Genomic DNA, 18,098 nt, shown 5'->3' on the forward strand with positions numbered 1-18,098 from the left:
CCGCTTCACAGGAGCCGGGTGTCGAGCTTTTCCTCCTGTGCGGTTCCTGAAGAATCCTCCCTGACCACCACGTATGCGCCGGAGCCCGGACGTTCTGTCACCGCCTCGACGAGTTCCGTGCCGCGGTAGAGCAGGCCGGCGCCGTCGTCGGTGCAGTAGGTCGTCGGCAGCACTCCGGCGGCCACCGCGGCGTGGATCTTCGGGCGGCGCTGCTCCTCCGAGTCGTAGTGCACACCGTTGCCGTAGGGCAGGAAGCCCAGGCCGTTCGTGACGATCCGGAGGTCCGGGCCGAACGAGTCCGTGGCGCCGCCCGCGTGCCAGCAGATCGAGCCCGCCGACACGCCGCTGAGCACCACGCCGGCCTCCCACGCCTTGCGGAAGACCGCGCCGAGCCCGTGCACCTCCCACACCGCGAGCAGGTTCGCCACCGAGCCGCCGCCCACCCAGACGACGTCGTGGGACAGCACGTAGTCCTCGAGGTCGTCGGTCGGCGGCATCGTGAAGAGGTTCAGCACCGACACGTCGACGCCTGCGACCCGGCCCGCCTCCGCCATGTTCGCGTTCATCGCCCGCTGGTCGCCCCCGGCGGTGCCGACGTGGCACAGGCGCGGTGTGCGGCCGTCCACGCCGGACAGGTCGAGAGCGAAGTGGATCAAGCTGTTGAACTCGACGAAGGTCCGGCTCCCGGAGCGCAGACCTCCGGACGTCGCGAGGATGGTGGGCTGCTCGGCAGGCATGTCGATGATCCTTGCAGGGGCGTCAACGCGACACCTGCGCGGTCTGGAAGCATGCGTGGTGTGCGGACCACGCCCCTGAAACCACTCGCCAGGATTCGCCGAGTCGTGTTGCGCCTCTTTTTCGGGGCGTTGGTCATCGGCATGCTCGTGGGCGGTGGCACGGCGTTCCGCGTCTGGCAGGTCGCGCGCGTGGACGACTGGACGAAGGCCGACATGGCGATCGTCCTCGGCGCCGCGCAGTACAACGGCGTCCCGTCCGACGTGCTCGCGGCACGCCTGGAGCACGCGCTCGGCCTCTACGAGGAGGGCGTGGTCGGCTACATCGCCACGACCGGCGGCCGCCAGCCCGGTGACAACTTCACCGAGGGCCAGGTCGGCAAGTTGTGGCTGGTCAAGCGCGGTGTGCCGGAGGACAGGGTGCTGCAGGTCGGCGAGGGCGCGGACACGCTCGGGTCGCTGCGGGCCGTCGCGTCCGTCGCGAGGGAACGCGACCTGAAGACAGCCGTGATCGTCAGCGACCCGTGGCACTCGCTGCGCGCCCGCACGATGGCGGAGGACGCCGGTCTGCAGGCGTGGACGTCCCCGACCCGAAGCGGCCCGAACGTGCAGACACGCGGGACGCAGTGGTTCTACATCAAGCGCGAGACTGGAGCCTTGCTCTACTACCGCCTGATGAAGGCGCACGCCGGCGTGTTCGACGAGCTCAAGCTCCCTAAAATCGGCTGATGGGATACACCGGCCACGACACGGAGCGCCTGCTCCCCGAAGAGCCCAAGAGCGCCGCGCTGCCGGGTGCCCGCACCGACACGCGCACGCCGTTCTCCCGTGACCGGGCCCGTGTGCTGCATTCCGCGGCGTTGCGCAGGCTCGCCGGCAAGACCCAGGTCGTCGGTCCCGGCGAGGGCTCCGAGGTCACCGGTGTGCCGCGCACGCGCCTCACGCACTCGCTGGAGGTCGCGCAGATCGGCCGCGGCATCGGTGAGGAACTGGGCTGCGACCCCGACATCGTCGACACGGCCGGCCTCGCGCACGACATCGGGCATCCGCCGTTCGGGCACAACGGCGAGCGGGCGTTGAACGAACTCGCGGGCCCGTGCGGTGGCTTCGAGGGCAACGCGCAGACGTTCCGCATCCTCGCGCGCCTCGAACCGAAGACCGCGCACGGCCTGAACCTCACGCGCGCGGTGCTCGACGCGTCGACGAAGTACCCGTGGACGCGCACGCCGGGCACGGTGAAGTTCGGCGTCTACGACGACGATCTCGAAGTGTTCGAGTGGATGCGTGCGGGTGCACCGGATCGTGAGCGGTGCATCGAGGCACAGGTGATGGACTGGTCCGACGACGTGGCCTACTCGGTGCACGACGTCGAGGACGGCGTGCTGGCCCACCGCATCAGCCTCGGCGCGCTGGCCCGTCCCGACGAACGCGGCGCCATCGCGTCGCTCGCCGCGAAGACGTTCTCCGACGAGTCCGTCGCGACGCTCGAGGCCACCGCCGAGGAACTGCTGAAGCTGCCGGTGATCGCGTACTGGACCGACCGCGAGTACGACGGCTCGCTCGGCGCGCAGGTGGCGTTGAAGAACCTCACCAGCGAACTGGTCGGCCGCTTCGCCTCCGCCGCCGTCACCGCGACCCGTGCTGTGCACGGCGACGGGACGCTGACGAGGTACAACGCTTCGCTGGAGGTCCCGACGCAGGTCGCGGCGGAGGTGGCGCTGCTCAAGGCGATGGCCGTCCGGTACGTGATGAGCGATCCGGCGCGCCTGGCCATGCAGGCGAAGCAACGCGACCTGATCACCGACCTAGCCGGCCGCCTGATGGAGCGCCCGACGTTGCTCGACCCCGCGTTCCGCCCGGTGTTCGCGGCCGCTTCCTCTTACGCCGCACGGCTTCGCGTCGTCATCGACCAGGTCGCGCTGCTCACCGACGCGCAGGCCGTGGCCTGGCACCGCGCATCGGCGTAGGTTCGGGGGCGTGGCGGACGAACCGGGACCGCCGGACCGGCCGTGGCGGAGACCGGGCAGGGGATTGACGACGATCCGGCCGGTCACTGCCAGCCGTTAGGGGAGTGTTTCCGTGACCGATCAGGCCGACTTCGCCCTGAACCTGCACCGCGTCGCAGTACCGGATCCCTCCTCGAACGCGTGCTGGTCGCCCTTCTCGGTGGCCAGCGCGCTCGCGTTGGCCCGTGAGGCCGCGCGCGGCGAGACCCGCGCCGAACTCGACGGCCTGCTCCAGGACTTCGACGCCTCCGCCGCGCTCGACGTGCCCGAACTGGCCGTCGCGAACACGTTGTGGGCCGACGACGACCTGACGATCGACCCCGGCTTCTCGCTCGCCGGTTCGGTGCGGCGCACCGCGTTCTCCGACCCCGCGACGGTCCGCAAGCTCGTCAACACGGACGTCGCCGAGACCACCCGCGGCCTCATCCCCGAACTGCTGACGGACCCGCCGCCGCCGGACGCCGCCGCGATCATCGTGAACGCCCTGTACCTCAAGGTCGGCTGGCTCAACGCGTTCTCCGCCTGGGAGACCGCCGCGAAACCGTTCCACGCGCCCGGCGGCGACGTGGACGTGCCGACGATGAAGGTCACCGAGAAGTTCCGTTACGCCCGCCACGACGGCTGGCAGACGATCGTGCTGCCCGCCGACTCCGGCGTCGAGGCCGTGGTCCTGCTGCCGGACGAGTCGCTCGACCAGCCGCTGAGCCCGTCCGTGCTCACCGCGCAGAACTTCACGCGGCTCGAACTCTCACTGCCCAAAGTGGACGTACGGGCGAAGTTCAACCTCAAGGCGACGTTGCGGCAGCTGGGAGTCGAGCGCATGTTCGCGCGTGACGCCGACTTCTCCGGACTCTCGCCGGACGAGCGGATGTTCGTCGACGACGTCGTGCACGAGGCCGTGCTGCGCCTGGACGAAGAGGGCCTCGAAGGCGCGGCGGCCACCGCCGTCACGTTCCGCACGGTGTCGATGGAGATCCCGGTGGACCCGATCGTCGTGACGGTCGACCGGCCGTTCCTCGTCGTGGTCCGGCACGCCCACTCGAAGGCGATCTACTTCCTCGCGCAGGTAGCCACTCCGTAACCGGATTCCGGCAGCATTCGCCCTGTAGAGCGGGCGTTTCGCGCGGCGAGATCATGATCATGGCTTTACCGTTCCACCATGACCCAGCACGGTGCAGGTGAGCAACTCGTCGTGCTCGCCGCAGCGGGCGCCACCCAGATCACCTGCTTCAGCGGCGTCACCATTCCCGTCCTGCTCAGAACCGAGTGCTACGCGAAGGCGCTGGCCAGCGCTCTGGGTTTCGCGCCGTCGCCGGAGCTGCAACGTGACGGCGTGCTGCCGCGGTGCGTGTTCTTCATCCACGAGTACGCGCTGCGCACCGTCGTCGGTGACAACCGGCTGATGGAGGACCAGGTCCTGCACCTGCTGTTCCACGCGCCGTCGATCCGGATCGTGCCGGCCAGCGCGGGCGGGGCTGGGGCGGTCGGGCTCGACTACGCGCTCGTCCAGTACGAGCACGAGCCGCCGCTGGTCTACCTCGCGAACTGGACGCTCGCCAGCGACGCGGCGACCGTCGAACGGGCCGTGGCCATCTTTCAGCGCATGCACGCCGTCGCGCTGGACAACGAGAAGTCGCGCGACGTGCTCATGGAATATGTGGCCGTGTACGACCGCTAGGGCGTGTTGCGGCGCAGGAACAGGCGCATGCCGTCCTCACCGGGCAGCGCGCACAGCAGCAGCTTGACGTTCTGGTGTCGCACCGGAACCGCACACGAGTCGCCTGCCAGCAGCGTTCCCGCCAGCAGGCCGGCCGACTCGTGATCGATGTCCAGCACGAAGTCGTTGCTCATGCAGGGACCCTATGAGTAGACCGGCTCGCGCCCCAGTCACCCAAAGGTGTCACGTTCTGGCGGGCTGTCTCGTCCACCGGGCATGACGAGGATCAAGGGAGTCCCCAAGAAGGACGCGGGTCTGCTGCTCAAGGCCGTGTACTGGTTCGCGCGGCGGGAGTTCGGCGCGGTGCCGGAACCGGTCACGGTGATGGCGCACCACCCGAAGCTGCTGATGGCGGGCGGGCGGCACGAGCTGGCGATCAAGAAGGCGATCCACGGGCCGTTGTTCGAGCTGTGCGTCTACCGCACGGCGGTGAAGCTCGGCTGTTCGTGGTGCGTCGACTTCGGCGCCATGCTGATGAAGCACGGGGGCCTCGACATCGAGCGCCTCAAGCACATCGACTCCTACGCCACGTCGCCGCTGTTCACCGACCTCGAACGCAAGGCGCTCGCCTACGCCGACGCGATGACCGACACGCCCGTCGCCGTCACCGACGAGCAGGTCGCGGAGCTGGAGGAACTGCTGGGACGCAAGGAACTCGTCGCGCTGACCTACCAGGTCGCGCTGGAGAACCAGCGGGCCCGGTTCAACAGCGCGTTCGACATCAGGGACCAGGGGTTCACCAGTGGTGACGCCTGCCGCGTGCCGACAAACTAGCGCCGTGGAGAAAATCACCCTGACAGGGGCGCAGGAGACCATGCTCGCCACGCTGTACGGCCGGGCGCTCGACAGCGAGCGCCCCGCGTCGGTGCTGCGCGACACCGAGGCGAAGCGCGCCGTCGACCGCATCGACTACGACTTCGCCAAGACCGGGATGAACACGACCACCGCGGTCGGCGTCGCCATCCGCGGCAGGGTGCTCGACGACTGGACGCGCGAGTTCCTGGGGCGCAACCCGTCCTGTACGGTGCTGCATCTGGCGTGTGGGCTGGACACTCGCGTGCATCGGATCGAACGGCCGGACACCGTGCGGTGGGTCGACGTCGACATGCCGGACGTCGTTGCGTTGAGGCACAAGCTCTTGCCCGTACCGCAAGGTGACTATCGGCTCGTGGCGTCGTCGGTCACCGAGGACGCGTGGCTCGCCGAGGTGCCCGCGGATCGTCCGGTCGTGGCGGTGTTCGAGGGACTGTCGATGTACCTCACGCAGGCGGAGGGCCATGCGTTGATCAGCCGGATCACCAGCCGGTTCTCCAGCGGTGAGCTGCTGTTCGACGTCTACGGCCCGTGGGGGATCAAGCTGCAGAAGCTCGTGCCGGCCGTGCGCAACGCCGGCGCGACCCTGCACTGGGGCGTCGACGATCCGCGCGAGATCGAGGCACTGCGCCCCGGACTGACCACTGTGGACTCCTGGCGCAGCGTGGACCTGCCGCACCTGGACGCGTTGCCCAGGTCCGGCAGGATCCAGCTGAAGGTCGTCAGCGCGATCCCGAAGCTCCGTGACGTCGGGAAGCTGCTGCGCCTGCGTTGGTGAATTTCGGGTTGGTAGGTCAGACGTTCAGAACGAAGTCGAACTTGGCGGTGTAGCGGTTGCCGACGAGCGGGCCGAGTTCGACCTCGCACTCGCGGTTGAGGTAGGCGTCGCGCCGGTTCAGGTAGGGCACGTTCATCCCGTACGCCCTGAGGTTGTCCGGGAAGAACAGCTGCGAGGTGAGGATCCGGCCGCCGCGAGGCTGGGCCTTGACATGGATGTGGGGTGTGCGGCCCGGATAGTCCTTGGGCACGATCGTCTCCAGCACGTACGCGCCGGAGGCGTTGCTGAACTGGTGGCCGCGCATCTTGTACGTGCGGTTGTCGTACACGCCCCGGTCGTCCGCCTGCCAGAAGTCCAGCAGTGCGTTGGCGATCGGCTGGCACTTCATGTTGTAGACGAACCCGGTGAGGCTGAGCACGATCCCGGTGACGCCGGGCGTGCGCAGGTTCGTGCGCTGCGGGGAGTTCCGCTTGAAGTAGGGACCTTCGATGACCGACGGGGTGTCGTCGTCCTCGACGCAGGTCGGGGTCAGGGGTAGGGGCGCGCTGCGTGCCGTGGTGGTGCCGGCGGCGGTCAGTGCGACCACGGCGGCCGCACCGGTCGCCAGGAACGCACGGCGTGAGGGGATGTCGTGTTCGGGCATGTTCGGACTCCGGTGGTTGCAACCCGCGGCAGGGGGCTTGGGCTGGACCAGCGGGCCGAACGTTAGCCACGGAACGATCCCGGTTCCAGTTGTGGTCCAGACCAAAACCCGTCAGAACGCCACGTGCGTCAGCTTGTCCGGGTTCGCGATGTCGTAGATGGCCTTGACCTTGCCCTCGTGCACGGTGAACGCCGTCACGCGTGCCGCCACCTCGCCGTACGCGGGCATGAGCACGCCCAGTTCGCCGTTGACGAACATCGGCCGGTGCTCCTCCGGGTAGCCGTACTTGCGCATCAGGCCGAGGAAGAAGCGAGCGACCTTGTCCGCTCCGGAGACCGTGCGGACCGCCGTGCGCACCTTGCCGCCGCCGTCGCCGATCATCACCGCGTCGGGGTGCAGCAGTTCGAGCACGCCGTCGATGTCCCCGCTCGCCATGGCCCGCAGGAACTTCTCCAGCACCTCCTGCTGCTCGGCCAGCGCCGCACGGGGCGGTGGGTCGGCGTCCGCGACGGCCTTGCGGGCGCGGGAGGCGTGCTTGCGAGCGGCGGCCTCCGAGACCTGCAGCACGTCGGCGATCTCGTTGAACGGCAAGGAGAACGCGTCGTGCAGCACGAACGCGACGCGCTGGTCCGGCGTGAGCCTGTCGAGCACCACCAGCGCGGCCATCCGCACGCCGTCGGACTGCACCACGCTCGCCAGCGGGTCGTCCTCGCCGGTCGTGAGCAGCGGCTCGGGCAACCACGAGCCCACGTACGTCTCGCGGCGCACGGCGGCGGAGCGCAGCCGGTCGAGGCAGATGCGGCTGACGACGGTCGTGAGCCAGGCGCGCGCGTCCTGCACGCCCTCGGCCTTCGCGAACCGTGGCCACGCCTCCTGCACGGCGTCCTCGGCGTCGGCGAAACTGCCGGTCAGCCGGTAGGCGACGCCGATCAGGTGCGTCCGGTGGAGTCCGAAGACGTCGGCGGTGGTCACGGTTGGCAAGTTTGCCAGGGGATTAGACTCGGACGCGTGGCAGGACGCATCAGGGAGAGCGACATCGCATTGGTGCGTGAGCGCAGCCGTATCGACGAGGTCGTCGGTGACCAGGTTTCGCTGAAGCGGGCCGGCGGCGGAGCACTCAAGGGGTTGTGCCCGTTCCACGACGAGAAGTCGCCGTCGTTCAACGTGCGTCCGTCGCACGGCACGTTCCACTGCTTCGGCTGCGGCGAGGGCGGCGACGTGATCGCCTTCGTGATGAAGGTCGAGCACCTGTCGTTCGTGGAGGCCGTCGAGCGGCTCGCGGACCGGGTGGGCATCCAGCTGACCTACGAGGGCGGCGGCGCCACGATCCAGCGCGACCGCGGCACCCGCGGCAGGCTCATCGAGGCGCACAAGGCGGCTGCCGAGTACTACGCGGAGCAGCTCGCGACGCCCGACGCGCAGGCGGCGCGCGAGTTCCTGGCCGAGCGCGGGTTCGACGAGGCCGCGGCACGCCAGTTCGGCTGCGGGTTCGCGCCCGGCGGCTGGGACAAGCTGACGAAGCACCTGCTCGGCCGCGGGTTCGAGCTGCAGGAGCTGATCAAGTCGCAGCTCACCAAGGAGGGCCGCCAGGGGCCGATCGACCGGTTCCACCGGCGGTTGCTGTGGCCCATCAAGGAGATCAGCGGGGACGTCGTCGGGTTCGGCGCGCGGCGGATCTTCGACGACGACCCGATCCAGGCGAAGTACCTCAACACCAGCGAGTCGATGATCTACAAGAAGTCGCAGGTGCTGTTCGGGCTCGACCAGGCCAAGCGCGAGATCGCCAAGCGCAAGCAGGCCGTCATCGTCGAGGGCTACACCGACGTGATGGCGATGCACCTGGCCGGCGTGCCGACGGCGGTCGCCTCCTGCGGCACGGCGTTCGGCACGGACCACATGAACGTGCTGCGCAGGCTGCTGATCGACGACGACGTCAACGGCGAGGTCATCTTCACCTTCGACGGCGACGAGGCGGGCCAGAAGGCCGCGCTCAAGGCGTTCGACGGGGAGCAGCACTTCTCCGCGCAGACCTACATCGCGGTCGCGCCGGACGGCATGGACCCGTGCGAGCTGCGGCAGGCCAAGGGCGACGTGGCGGTGCGCGACCTGGTGGCGCGGCGCATCCCGTTGATCGAGTTCGCGATCAAGGCCCAGCTCAAGGCCTACGACCTCGACTCCGTGGACGGCCGCGTCGAGGCGCTGAAGAAGATGGTGCCGTTCGTCGCGCAGATCAAGGACAGGGCCAAGCGCGACGGTTACGCGACGCGGCTGGCGTGGTGGGTGGGCTGGGACGACGAGGCGATGGTCGTGCGCCGGGTCCGTCAGGTCTCCGGCGGCAGGACGCCGGTCGCCGTTGCGCGCGCCGACCCGAACCAGATGGCGCTGGGCGTCGAGGTCGACGGCCCGGCCAGGCCGAACCCGCGCGACCCCCGGCTGGTGCCCGAACGCGAGGTGCTCAAGATCGCGCTCCGGCTGCCCGAGTACGCCGGTCCGATGTACGACTCGCTGCCGGACGAGTCCTTCACGGACCCGGCGTACGTGGCGCTGCACCGGGCGATCCGCGCGGCCGGTGGCGCGTCCTGCGGGCTCGAGGGCCCGGCGTACCTGGAGGCGATCTCGCAGGCGTGTTCGCACGCGTCGGTGCGGTCGGTGATGACCGAGCTCGCGGTGGAACCGTTGGCCGTCAAGCAGAACGACGAGTTCCGCTACGTGTCGATGGTCATCGCGCGGTTGCAGGAGGTCCAGGTCGGCAAGCAGGTCGAGGACGTGAAGTCGCGGTTGCGGCGGCTGTCCCCGATCAAGGACGCCGACGAGTACCGGGCGCTGTGGGGCGACCTGGTGGCGCTGGAGGAGTACCGCAAGGCGCTCCTGCAGCAGAGTGCTGGAGTGCTGTAGTGGGCTTGTTCCGACGGTTGTTCGGCAACGGTGCGCCGGACGGCTTCACCGGTTCGCTGGAGAACGACGAGACCGTGATCGCGTTCGCGCCCGTGCAGACGGGCGGGCACCTCGTGGTGACGTCGTTCGGGCTGTGGGTGCCGGGTGACGAGCCGCGGCGGATCGGCTGGCACCTGATCAGCAAGGTGAAGTGGGAGGGCGCGCTGCGGGTGGTGGAGGCGGTCGAGGCCTCCGTCGAAGGGCCCGTCGTGCTGCTGGAAGACCTTCCCGCGCAACGGTTCGCGCTGGACGACCCGCGGCGCGTGCTGCGGGCGATCAGCCAGCGCGTCGAGGGGTCGATTCGGGCACGGGAGCGCGTCGAGTCGCCCGGAGTGTGGATCCTGCAGCGCAAGATCCCCGGCCGTGACGGCGTGGTGTGGCAGGCGCGCGGGGATGCCGGCGTGGATCTGGAAGCCGTGCACGAGGCCGTTTCGGCGTTCGCCGCGAAGCTTGCGGGCTAGCAGTACGCGTGTACTGTTAGCCGTATGTGGGATCCGGCGCAGTACCTGGCCTTCGCCGATCACCGGGCGCGGCCGTTCTACGAACTCGTTGGGCGCGTACGGGCTTCGGAGCCTCGTCGCGTCGTCGACGTGGGCTGCGGGCCCGGCAACCTGACCTCGTCGCTGTCCGCGCGGTGGCCTTCGGCGGTGGTGGAGGCGTTCGACTCGTCTCCGGAGATGGTCGAGGCGGCGCGTGCGGCCGGTGTCGACGCTCGCGTGGACGACGTGACCACGTGGGAACCGTTGCCGGACACCGATGTCGTGGTGTCGAACGCGGTCCTCCAGTGGGTCGCGTCACATCCCTCGATCGTGTCGAAGTGGGCCGGCGCGTTGCCGCCCGGCGCGTGGCTCGCGTTCCAGGTCCCCGGCAACTACGCGGACGCGTCGCATCGCCTGATCCGCGAGGTGGCGGGAGAGGGATTGGCGCACGTCTTCCGTGCGGAGAAGCCGGTTCTGGACCCTGTCGAGTACGCGGACCTGCTCGGCGACTGCGCCGTCACGGACGTCTGGGAGACGACGTACGTGCAGCGGTTGTCCGGCCCGGACCCGGTACTCGAATGGGTGAGTGGCACGGCTTTGCGGCCCGTGCGCGCGGCACTGTCCTCAGCGGACTGGGACGCCTATGTGGCGGAACTGGCGCCGCGGCTGCGTGAGGCGTACCCGCAGCGAGCCGACGGCACCACTTGGTTCCCTTTCAGGCGGATCTTCGCGGTCGCCCAGGTGTGAAGCGCGTCACTTCCGTGGCGTCATCGGGGAAGTGGTGACCTTGCCGTCGGAGTCCTCATGGTGACGCCACGGAGCCTTCTCGGCCGCCTTCTCCGCGGCATCCGTGGCCCGATCCTTCGCCTGAACTGCGGCTTCGAACGCCTTGTCCTTGGCTTGGGTGGCCGTCTTGCGCACCGTCGGGTTGGCGGTGAAGCGGTGCCAGAGGCGCACGATCTGGTCGTAACGCTCCCGTCCGGCCTTCGCGCCGAGCACGTAGCCGATCGCCGCGCCCACCAAGATGCCCTTCATGTAGCGTCTCCTCTCGCATCGTGCCTGTTCAGAGCCTGTGATGCCGCCAAGTGGGGGGTGCTTGCAAAACCCCTTTCGCGGCTCATGTAGAGTTACCCACTGTCAGGAGGAACCAAGCCTGACACGCTAGAACAACCGAACATTCCCCCATAGCTCAATTGGCAGAGCATGCGACTGTTAATCGCAGGGTTACTGGTTCGAGTCCAGTTGGGGGAGCTTAGCCACTAGGCCCCAGTCATCCGACTGGGGCCTAGTGCTTTGCCGGGCCTTGAGCCAGCGTGGACGGATGGCCGCCCGCTTCGCGAACCTCCGCCGCATCTCCGCGCTCGACCCCGTGGCCGACCACGAGGAGATCATGAGGATCTCCGCCGGCCTGGAGTTCCCGTGGGACTACCAGAAGTCCCTCGAAATGGCGCTGTTCCGCACGTACTGCGTCCCGGCGATCTCGGGCCTGCTGGAACGCACCGGGGAGTTCGAACGGCGCCCGCAGAAGCGCTACGACGACACGGCCGTCCTGATGGCCGAACTGGTCGAGCACGGCTATGACTCCCCGCGCGGCCGTGAGGCGCTCCGCGTAGTCAACCGCCAGCACGGCCGTTACGACATCTCGAACGACGACATGCTCTACGTGCTTTCGACGTTCATCTATGACCCGATCGACTGGGTGCGCCGCTACGGCTGGCGTCCGTTGACCCGCCACGAACAACTGGCCGGATTCCACTTCTACCGCGCGGTCGGCGCCCGCATGGGCATCAAGGACATCCCGGCCGGCTACGACGAGTTTCTGGCGTTCAAAACGGCCTACGAGCAGAAGCACTTCGTGTTCGCGCCGTCGAACCGCCGCATCGGTCAGTACACGCTGGACCTGTTCTGCTCGTGGTACCCGTCCGTGGCCCGACCGGTGGTCGCGCGGGCCGTGGTCGCGATGCTGGACCCGGCGATGGTACGAGCGTTCGGGTTCGCCGCGCCGCCTTCGTGGGTCGGCGCTCTGGGACGGCGTGCGTTGCGGCTGAGGGCTTTCGTCGTGCGCCGGATGCCGGTGCGCAAGGCGCTGAAGCTCACCAGCACCCCCAACCGCACCTACCCGGGCTACCCGCGCGGCTACCGGCCGTCGGACCTGGGCGCGACCTCCAGCACGGCCCGCTGACCGTTGCGCACGAAGCCCAACGCCTTCAGGAACTCGTTGCCGGGCTTGAAGTCGTCGAGCCGCACGTGCACGCGCGTGACGTCCGGAAAGCGCTCGGCCAGGGCCTTCGCCATCTCCGTGCCGATGCCCCACCGGCGCAGATCCCGCGGCACCAGGAAGAACCCGATGCTCGCCTCGCCCTGAGCGGGGTGGCCGACCACGAGGTCCACGAACCCGATCATGCCCTGCGCCTGCGCGACCAGCAGGTGCTTCTGCTCGAACGCGGCCCCCTCCGGCAACGCGTAGAAGAGGCTCTGCACGTCACCGGGCCCGGACGGATGCCCCGTGGCGGCCTGGAACCAGTCGTCGCAGTCGGCGAACAGCGCCAGCACCTCCGGCTCGTCCGCCGGAGTGAAGTCGCGGAGGATCAAACGCACGCGTCTACCCTATGTGTCGCTCGCCACGGGGGTGCGCAAGGCCCGTTCGGGCTGATCGGTATCCTCCACCACGCGGTGTCAGCGGCTCGGGGGCGCCGCGACTGCGAGGGGGCAGTAGCTCAGTTGGTCAGAGCAGCGGACTCATAATCCGACTGGTCGTGGGTTCGAGTCCCACCTTCCGAACGGCGAAGCACCCTCTCTGATCAGCGCGTATGCCGCTGCAGGAGGGTGCTTCGTCGTTGGCGGTAAGCCCTGATTTGGGCGATGTGTACGCGCCGTGTGCGCGGAGCAACTTCGAGGCCTCGATACGGCGATGTCGCCGACGGGCACACACTGATAGCGCGAGGCCGCACCCCACGTGTCGGGGTGCGGCCTCGCATGGTGCTTACATCAGCCGAGTTGGCCGATCTTCACCGCTTGGAGAAACGCGGACCAGGCGGCCGGGCAGAGCGGCACTTCGGTGGCAGGCGCCTTGGAGTCGCGCATGCCGACCCCAAGGCCGACCTCGACGCACTGGCCGCCACCGTCGTTGCTCCTCTTAGCCTTTCGCCAGCTTGTCCCCTTCGCGGTCTCCGGGATCATGCTCGATCCCTCCCACTCTGTCAGTTGTCACGAGTTGCCATCAGACAGTATCGAGCAGGCGTAGCGACGCTTCACGTGAGAGGGCGATCCCGCTGGCCTCCGTAAACGTCTGCTCATACCCGGCCACGCGTTCCTCGTCTTCGATGAAGATCCCGTCTTTGCCGATCTCGACGTAGACCGACTGCGACCCGCGCGCCGGAGTCAAGATCGTGAACGGGCCTCGGCCGAGTGCCGGATGCTTTCCCAGCGCCGTCTCCAGCACTCGCCACTCGAAGTGGTCAAGCTCGGCGAGCTTCCTCAGGTGATCTTTCGTGGCCCGCACAACGTCAGGGCCACCGATCGGAATTCGCAGCACATGCTCTGGAATCAGCAACGAGACGCGCGGCGGATTCGGCCCAAACAACCGGGCTTGCCGGGCCATGCGCACATCAAGCAAACGTTCACGATCGGCTTTGCTCAGCGCCGAGTTTCCCGCCAGCACTGCGCTCGCGTAGATCCTCGGCTGCGCCAGCCCGTGAAGCAGTTCCGGACCGTATGACCGAATGACGCGCGCGCTCTCCTCGGACAGGAAGAACTTGTGCAGTCGCTGGGGAATGAGCTTGCCCCAACCGGTTCGCGGCCGGCGCTTCCGCGCTTCCTGGGCAAGCTGCTCGATGTCGGTGCGGTACTCGCCCTCGACCCCGAAGAAGTCCAGCATCGCCGCCAGGTCGGTTGCGTCGACAGCGACGTCGCCCCGCTCGATTGTGCCGATCTTGTCCTCGGAACAGCTCAACAGTGCCGCCAGCACATGCCGCCCATGCTTGCGTTCCTCGCGCAGCGTCCTGATCGTCTCGCCGAGCTGCTTCTTGAAGTCGGACGGGCTCAGGCGCTCCTCAGACTCTGTCACCGCATCATCCTCCGTGATCGCGATCAGTGTGCATCAGTGCACCCAGGCAGCTGCTCACCCGATTGGGCGTCTAGCGAAACCTTCACCTGAAGATTTAGCCTGAAGACGTCCAGCTGGTCTCACCTGAGTTTCCGAGTCCAGCGGGGCACCCGTCCCGCACCACTCACGAGTTGTTGCCCGGTGCGGGACGGGCCCCAGTCCCTGCTTGGAGTCATCCAATGGACCAGAGTTCGTTCGCTTCGGTGGTAGGACGCCAACTACGAGAGGCGCGCCAGCGCCACGGCAGGACCCGCAAGCAGGTTGCCGCCGAGCTGAGCGGACGCATCAGCCTGAGGTCGCTGGAGTCGTACGAGGTCGGCCAGCGTCCGGTCGACCTGCTGAAGTTTGTGCAGATCTGCCAGGTGGTGCAGGCCGATCCGACGCAGGTTCTCGGCCGCGCGATCGAGGAGCTCGGCGTCCCGGAACCGAGCAGCATCCTCGTCGATCTACGCGATGTGGCGAGAGATGACGCTGCCGACCTCACGCCTTTACGGCGGTGGGCCTCGGTCACGGCCTCGGCGCAGCCCTACGGATCACCTGTCATCTGGCGCTTCACACCCAGCGCGATCGCCGCTATGGCCCAGCTGTGCGGCATGCCACCCGTGCGCTTGCGTGACCGGCTTCGTCGGTTCGAGACGCGACTCGTCATCAACGGGGAAAACTCATGATCTTCCGGCAGCGCGATGCAGCACTCGCCGGAGCCACCCAGCGGGTGTCGAGGCGGGGCAATGCGGCCACGCCTCCACCCGTCGTGTCCACAGACCTGGCGCAGATTCCCCGAGCAGGACATGCGAGCGCGGACGTCCTGCTGCGGCCAGTACGGCGCGGCGCCCCGAGCTGTCCTCGCCGCTCGGGGCGCCGCGCTCACCAAGCAATCGCCGCCGCAGAAGTTGGACTCGCGGCGGTCTCGGTGCCGTGCGGCCGGCGCCGAGTCATGCACGTCGGCAGGTGCGCGGGTTGTCTGCGCGGCCGACGTGGTGGGCGGTACCGCGGGGTCCTTCCCTTCCTCGCGGTACCGCGCCCACGAACGTTCCCGGAAAGGAGCAGGGATGAACCCTCATCTCGTTGGCTTTGTCGCGGTCGGCGTCGTGCTGGCTGGCCTCGCGACGTTGCACCACCTCACGTGCACCTGCACGTTCTCGCGGCGCGGCCGGGCAGGACGTCGGCCGGGCGGTGCTTCCTGATGTCGGGCGATCACTGGGTGCGCTCGGGTCCGTCCGGCCTGCACCTGAGCAGCATTGGGCGCTCGACGCTCATGCGCTGCAAGGGCTGCCGCGGGATGTTCAGCCGCCCGGCGGACTCCACCAGCACATGCCCAACGTGCCCGGCGGGCACGGCCTGTACGTCGAATCTGGCGGCGACCCGATGACCGAGTTGACCGTCGCCGACGTCTTCCAGCGCCTGGGCGCAGAGTGGCCTGCCGCCGAACGGAACGCGGAGCCACGGCATCAGCTCGTTGGCGAGCTGGAGGCGTGGTGGGCGGACGCGCTCGCGCCGCGCCGGTACGTGCCGCCGGTCGAGGGCGCGGGCGGTTGGTGAGCAGCTTCGAGGAGATCGCCGCTCAAGTCACGAACTTGCGGGAGCAGCTGCTCGGCATCAGTCGCGAGGTTGACCAGATCGGCATCCAGCTTGAAAGCGAGATCCTCCCGCTGGCGACCGCGACGTTCGCCGGCGCGGAGAGCCCGGCAGCGCTGCGCGCACTCAGCGCGCTTGCCGCCGCGTACCAGAGCGGCCTTGGCTTCAGCAGCGCCGTCTTCGTCGCGGCTGACGACATGAGGACCTACCTCGTTGAGATGTGACCTAAGTGGACGAACAAAGGAAGGAAGTCGTGATGAGGACGACACCACCGCAGATGGGTGCGGGAAACCCCTGGCGTGACGACGGTAAGCCGTGGACACCGCCGACGCCGCCACCTCCGCCGCAGCCCGACACGCCGAAGTAGCCGTCAGGCCGAGATGAGCGAGCTGCCACCGGGCCAGGGCGAAGAGGAGGTGGACGTGCGCCTGCTGGTGCACTCCAGCACCGATGACGACGGCGAGCCGGTGCTGTCGCCGTGGCTGTCGCTCAAGAACGACAACCCGCCGAAGCGTTAGTTGACAGATAGTGGTCAACCCGCCCGAGACGTGTAACGCCCGATTGTTGTTGTGCGACAACCGTATTTGAACGCCGAACATCCGACCTAGGGGGATTTCCCGAATGAACCGCATCGCCGCCAGCGTGCTGACCGCCCTGCTGGTGCTCAGCGGGACGGCGTGTAGCTCGCCGTCGACCGGCACCTCGTCCTCGACCGGCAGCTCATCCGACGCCAGACCCGCCGACGCTGCGGCGCCGGTCGAGACCAAGGCCACGCCGAAGACCGCGAAGGACGTGACCGAGGCGCTCGTCGGGAAGATCCCGAGCTTGACGCTGGCGAAGGTCTTCACTGCCGAGGACGACCCGAACCGGCAGCTGGGCAGGCCGAACAGCTACACGTCGAAGACGTTTTTTACCGACAGCCGCATCGCGGCGGAGCTGCTCGAATTCGCCAAGGAGAACGACCCGCTGCGGGGCGGTAGCGTCGAGGTGTTCGAGACCGAGGCGTTGGCGACCGCCCGCAAGAACTACATCCAGGAGTTTGGCAAGACGACGCCGCTGCTGGCCGAGTACAACTACGTCGTCGGCGGGGTGCTGCTGCGGGTGTCCAAGGAGCTCACGCCTGCCCAGGCCAAGGAGTACGAGACCGCGCTCAACGAGATCCTCGGCTAGCCTTACGTGCACGACGAAAGCGGCCCCGCACACCATCACGGTGTGCGGGGCCGCTGGTCGTTCAGGGGTCAGGCAGAGGTGATCCCGATGCAGAAGTCCAGGTAGTCGACAGCGCCGGTGAGGTCGAGCGTCGCGCCGGGCGCTGCGGCGCCGTCGACGCGCACGGTGGTGCGGCGATCGGCGGGGTTGAACACCCAGCCCTCGATGTTGGTGTCGGCGAACAAAACGTTCGGACCGCTGGCGCAGGTGGAGTGAGCGGTGAGCCACACACCCGCGCCAGTCACCGCGGCGGCCGCGGTGAGCGCCACCGTGCGCCAGACCTGCGCCGAGCCGGTGGTGAGCGCGGCCGCCACATCGCCGGTCGTGCCCAGCCGCGTGAGGTCGGCCTGATAGACGCCAAACTCGACCGCGCCAGGCCCGACCGCGAGCGCCTGCAGAGGGAACTTCACACCGGCGATCACCGTGCCCGGCGGCACCGGCAGCCAGAACGCGTAGAGCCGCGACGCCGTGAGCGCGATCGTCTTGGGCTCCACATCGGACAGATCGTGCGGCAGCATCGTCATCGCGACACAGCCCCACCGGCGAGCCGGGTTGAGCATCGCCAGGCCGGGCACGGTCGGCGCGGCCGCGGTGCCCGACAGATCACCGGCAAGGCGCACCACACCATTGATGAGGGCCGTGGCGTCCGGAGTTGATCCGCCGGAGGCCTCCGGCAAATTGGCCGCAGGTACCTTGCCGTCCGCACCCAACGGCGCCACCCCGTTGACCGCGCCACGTTCGGCGCGGGCGAGGTACAGCGACGGCAGGTCCGGGTCGACCGGGTCGAGGGTGGTCTCGTCGACCAGGCAGTCGACCAGGTTCACCGGTGCGCCCGACACCGGCGCGATGAACGCCCGCGCCACCGGCGTACCGGAGATGCGGAACGTGTAGTAGCTGTCGGGTCCGGCGATCTCCGCGTTGGGCGTGAGGGTGAAGGTCACCAGGCCGGTGTCGTCGGAGTCCTCGTCGGCCTGGTCGATGATCTCGCCGGTCTCGTTGGCCAGCCACAGACCGAGGCCGGTGAGGGTGACCGTGCACCGGCGCCGCGGCACACCGGTCTGACCGGGCCCGTAGAGGTAGTGCTGGATCGCCACGGTGGACACGG

At 68.5% G+C, this 18,098-nt stretch carries 24 protein-coding genes and 1 tRNA gene; 16 read left to right on the forward strand and 9 right to left on the reverse strand.

Annotated features, from left to right (window positions below):
* Positions 1-5 precede the first annotated feature (5 nt).
* A complete protein-coding gene (locus BLR21_RS13130) occupies positions 6-737 on the reverse strand; it encodes a Type 1 glutamine amidotransferase-like domain-containing protein (protein WP_090006129.1) in 732 nt (243 codons plus the stop codon).
* A 51-nt stretch (positions 738-788) separates the two neighbouring features.
* Here BLR21_RS13130 and BLR21_RS13135 point away from each other — a divergent pair, with 51 nt between their 5' ends.
* The 4 genes from BLR21_RS13135 to BLR21_RS13150 all read left to right on the forward strand — a co-directional run bounded on the left by BLR21_RS13135 (position 789) and on the right by BLR21_RS13150 (position 4,418).
* The gene (locus BLR21_RS13135; RefSeq protein ID WP_090006130.1) at positions 789-1,463 is read left to right on the forward strand and encodes a YdcF family protein; all 675 of its coding nucleotides are present in this window, start codon (positions 789-791) and stop codon (positions 1,461-1,463) included.
* A complete protein-coding gene (locus tag BLR21_RS13140) occupies positions 1,463-2,701 on the forward strand; it encodes a deoxyguanosinetriphosphate triphosphohydrolase (RefSeq protein ID WP_090006131.1) in 1,239 nt (412 codons plus the stop codon). Before BLR21_RS13135 ends, BLR21_RS13140 begins: the two co-directional genes overlap by 1 nt.
* 112 nt (positions 2,702-2,813) lie before the next feature.
* Positions 2,814-3,821: a serpin family protein gene (locus BLR21_RS13145; RefSeq protein WP_090006132.1), complete on the forward strand. Its 1,008-nt coding sequence runs from the start codon at positions 2,814-2,816 to the stop codon at positions 3,819-3,821.
* Between the two features lie 78 nt (positions 3,822-3,899).
* Entirely contained in the window at positions 3,900-4,418 is a 519-nt protein-coding gene (locus tag BLR21_RS13150) for a Scr1 family TA system antitoxin-like transcriptional regulator (RefSeq protein ID WP_090006133.1), read from the forward strand.
* On the opposite strand, the gene BLR21_RS42450 is transcribed toward BLR21_RS13150, so the two are convergent.
* The gene (locus BLR21_RS42450) at positions 4,415-4,591 is read right to left on the reverse strand and encodes a hypothetical protein (protein WP_157512840.1); all 177 of its coding nucleotides are present in this window, start codon (positions 4,589-4,591) and stop codon (positions 4,415-4,417) included. The genes BLR21_RS13150 and BLR21_RS42450 overlap by 4 nt on opposite strands.
* Before the next feature lie 82 nt (positions 4,592-4,673).
* Between BLR21_RS42450 and BLR21_RS13155 the strand changes: the two genes are divergently transcribed.
* Together BLR21_RS13155 and BLR21_RS13160 are read left to right on the forward strand one after the other, a co-directional pair.
* Entirely contained in the window at positions 4,674-5,231 is a 558-nt protein-coding gene (locus BLR21_RS13155) for a carboxymuconolactone decarboxylase family protein (protein WP_030474447.1), read from the forward strand.
* A 4-nt stretch (positions 5,232-5,235) separates the two neighbouring features.
* Positions 5,236-6,048: a class I SAM-dependent methyltransferase gene (locus BLR21_RS13160; protein WP_256334660.1), complete on the forward strand. Its 813-nt coding sequence runs from the start codon at positions 5,236-5,238 to the stop codon at positions 6,046-6,048.
* A 16-nt stretch (positions 6,049-6,064) separates the two neighbouring features.
* Here the strand turns inward: BLR21_RS13160 and BLR21_RS13165 are convergent, their stop codons facing one another.
* The gene (locus BLR21_RS13165) at positions 6,065-6,691 is read right to left on the reverse strand and encodes a dioxygenase family protein (RefSeq protein ID WP_090006134.1); all 627 of its coding nucleotides are present in this window, start codon (positions 6,689-6,691) and stop codon (positions 6,065-6,067) included.
* A 111-nt stretch (positions 6,692-6,802) separates the two neighbouring features.
* Positions 6,803-7,672, reverse strand: a complete 870-nt coding sequence (locus BLR21_RS13170; protein ID WP_090006135.1) for a sigma-70 family RNA polymerase sigma factor — start codon at positions 7,670-7,672, stop codon at positions 6,803-6,805.
* A 27-nt stretch (positions 7,673-7,699) separates the two neighbouring features.
* Between BLR21_RS13170 and dnaG the strand changes: the two genes are divergently transcribed.
* The 3 genes from dnaG to BLR21_RS13185 are packed head-to-tail and all read left to right on the forward strand — an operon-like array spanning position 7,700 to position 10,851.
* Entirely contained in the window at positions 7,700-9,586 is a 1,887-nt protein-coding gene (gene dnaG / locus BLR21_RS13175; RefSeq protein ID WP_090006136.1) for a DNA primase, read from the forward strand.
* A complete protein-coding gene (locus BLR21_RS13180) occupies positions 9,586-10,086 on the forward strand; it encodes a hypothetical protein (RefSeq protein ID WP_090006137.1) in 501 nt (166 codons plus the stop codon). Before dnaG ends, BLR21_RS13180 begins: the two co-directional genes overlap by 1 nt.
* A gap of 24 nt (positions 10,087-10,110) precedes the next feature.
* The gene (locus BLR21_RS13185; RefSeq protein ID WP_090006138.1) at positions 10,111-10,851 is read left to right on the forward strand and encodes a trans-aconitate 2-methyltransferase; all 741 of its coding nucleotides are present in this window, start codon (positions 10,111-10,113) and stop codon (positions 10,849-10,851) included.
* 6 nt (positions 10,852-10,857) lie between these two features.
* On the opposite strand, the gene BLR21_RS13190 is transcribed toward BLR21_RS13185, so the two are convergent.
* On the reverse strand, positions 10,858-11,139 hold the full coding sequence (locus BLR21_RS13190; protein WP_090006139.1) for a YtxH domain-containing protein: 282 nt from the start codon (positions 11,137-11,139) through the stop codon (positions 10,858-10,860).
* A 143-nt stretch (positions 11,140-11,282) separates the two neighbouring features.
* On the opposite strand from BLR21_RS13190, the gene BLR21_RS13195 reads away from it, so the two are divergent.
* Positions 11,283-11,355: transfer RNA gene (locus BLR21_RS13195), tRNA-Asn, on the forward strand.
* A 70-nt stretch (positions 11,356-11,425) separates the two neighbouring features.
* Entirely contained in the window at positions 11,426-12,286 is an 861-nt protein-coding gene (locus BLR21_RS13200) for an oxygenase MpaB family protein (RefSeq protein ID WP_090006140.1), read from the forward strand.
* On the opposite strand, the gene BLR21_RS13205 is transcribed toward BLR21_RS13200, so the two are convergent.
* The 3 genes from BLR21_RS13205 to BLR21_RS13220 all read right to left on the reverse strand — a co-directional run bounded on the left by BLR21_RS13205 (position 12,241) and on the right by BLR21_RS13220 (position 14,170).
* Positions 12,241-12,702 carry a GNAT family N-acetyltransferase gene (locus BLR21_RS13205; protein WP_090006141.1) on the reverse strand — a complete coding sequence of 154 codons (462 nt, stop codon included), beginning with the start codon at positions 12,700-12,702 and terminating at the stop codon, positions 12,241-12,243. The two genes, BLR21_RS13200 and BLR21_RS13205, sit on opposite strands and share 46 nt — an antisense overlap.
* A 390-nt stretch (positions 12,703-13,092) precedes the next feature.
* Complete coding sequence (locus BLR21_RS13215; RefSeq protein WP_090006142.1) at positions 13,093-13,284, reverse strand: DUF397 domain-containing protein; 192 nt, start codon at positions 13,282-13,284, stop codon at positions 13,093-13,095.
* Positions 13,285-13,324: 40 nt separating this feature from the next.
* Positions 13,325-14,170, reverse strand: a complete 846-nt coding sequence (locus BLR21_RS13220; RefSeq protein ID WP_176929616.1) for a helix-turn-helix domain-containing protein — start codon at positions 14,168-14,170, stop codon at positions 13,325-13,327.
* Positions 14,171-14,388: 218 nt separating this feature from the next.
* Here BLR21_RS13220 and BLR21_RS13225 point away from each other — a divergent pair, with 218 nt between their 5' ends.
* The 5 genes from BLR21_RS13225 to BLR21_RS13240 all read left to right on the forward strand — a co-directional run bounded on the left by BLR21_RS13225 (position 14,389) and on the right by BLR21_RS13240 (position 16,954).
* Positions 14,389-14,877, forward strand: a complete 489-nt coding sequence (locus tag BLR21_RS13225; RefSeq protein ID WP_090006144.1) for a helix-turn-helix domain-containing protein — start codon at positions 14,389-14,391, stop codon at positions 14,875-14,877.
* 643 nt (positions 14,878-15,520) lie between these two features.
* On the forward strand, positions 15,521-15,748 hold the full coding sequence (locus BLR21_RS13230) for a hypothetical protein (RefSeq protein WP_090006145.1): 228 nt from the start codon (positions 15,521-15,523) through the stop codon (positions 15,746-15,748).
* Entirely contained in the window at positions 15,745-16,008 is a 264-nt protein-coding gene (locus tag BLR21_RS13235; RefSeq protein ID WP_090006146.1) for a hypothetical protein, read from the forward strand. Before BLR21_RS13230 ends, BLR21_RS13235 begins: the two co-directional genes overlap by 4 nt.
* Before the next feature lie 156 nt (positions 16,009-16,164).
* Positions 16,165-16,302 carry a hypothetical protein gene (locus BLR21_RS42455; RefSeq protein ID WP_176929617.1) on the forward strand — a complete coding sequence of 46 codons (138 nt, stop codon included), beginning with the start codon at positions 16,165-16,167 and terminating at the stop codon, positions 16,300-16,302.
* 103 nt (positions 16,303-16,405) lie between these two features.
* The gene (locus BLR21_RS13240; RefSeq protein WP_090006147.1) at positions 16,406-16,954 is read left to right on the forward strand and encodes a hypothetical protein; all 549 of its coding nucleotides are present in this window, start codon (positions 16,406-16,408) and stop codon (positions 16,952-16,954) included.
* A gap of 68 nt (positions 16,955-17,022) precedes the next feature.
* Here BLR21_RS13240 and BLR21_RS13245 read toward each other — a convergent pair whose 3' ends face one another.
* A complete protein-coding gene (locus BLR21_RS13245; protein ID WP_090006148.1) occupies positions 17,023-18,096 on the reverse strand; it encodes a hypothetical protein in 1,074 nt (357 codons plus the stop codon).
* Positions 18,097-18,098: the final 2 nt, after the last annotated feature.

Origin of the sequence: Lentzea albidocapillata subsp. violacea (assembly GCF_900100275.1) — a bacterium.
GTDB classification, from domain to species: Bacteria; Actinomycetota; Actinomycetes; order Mycobacteriales; family Pseudonocardiaceae; genus Lentzea; species Lentzea violacea.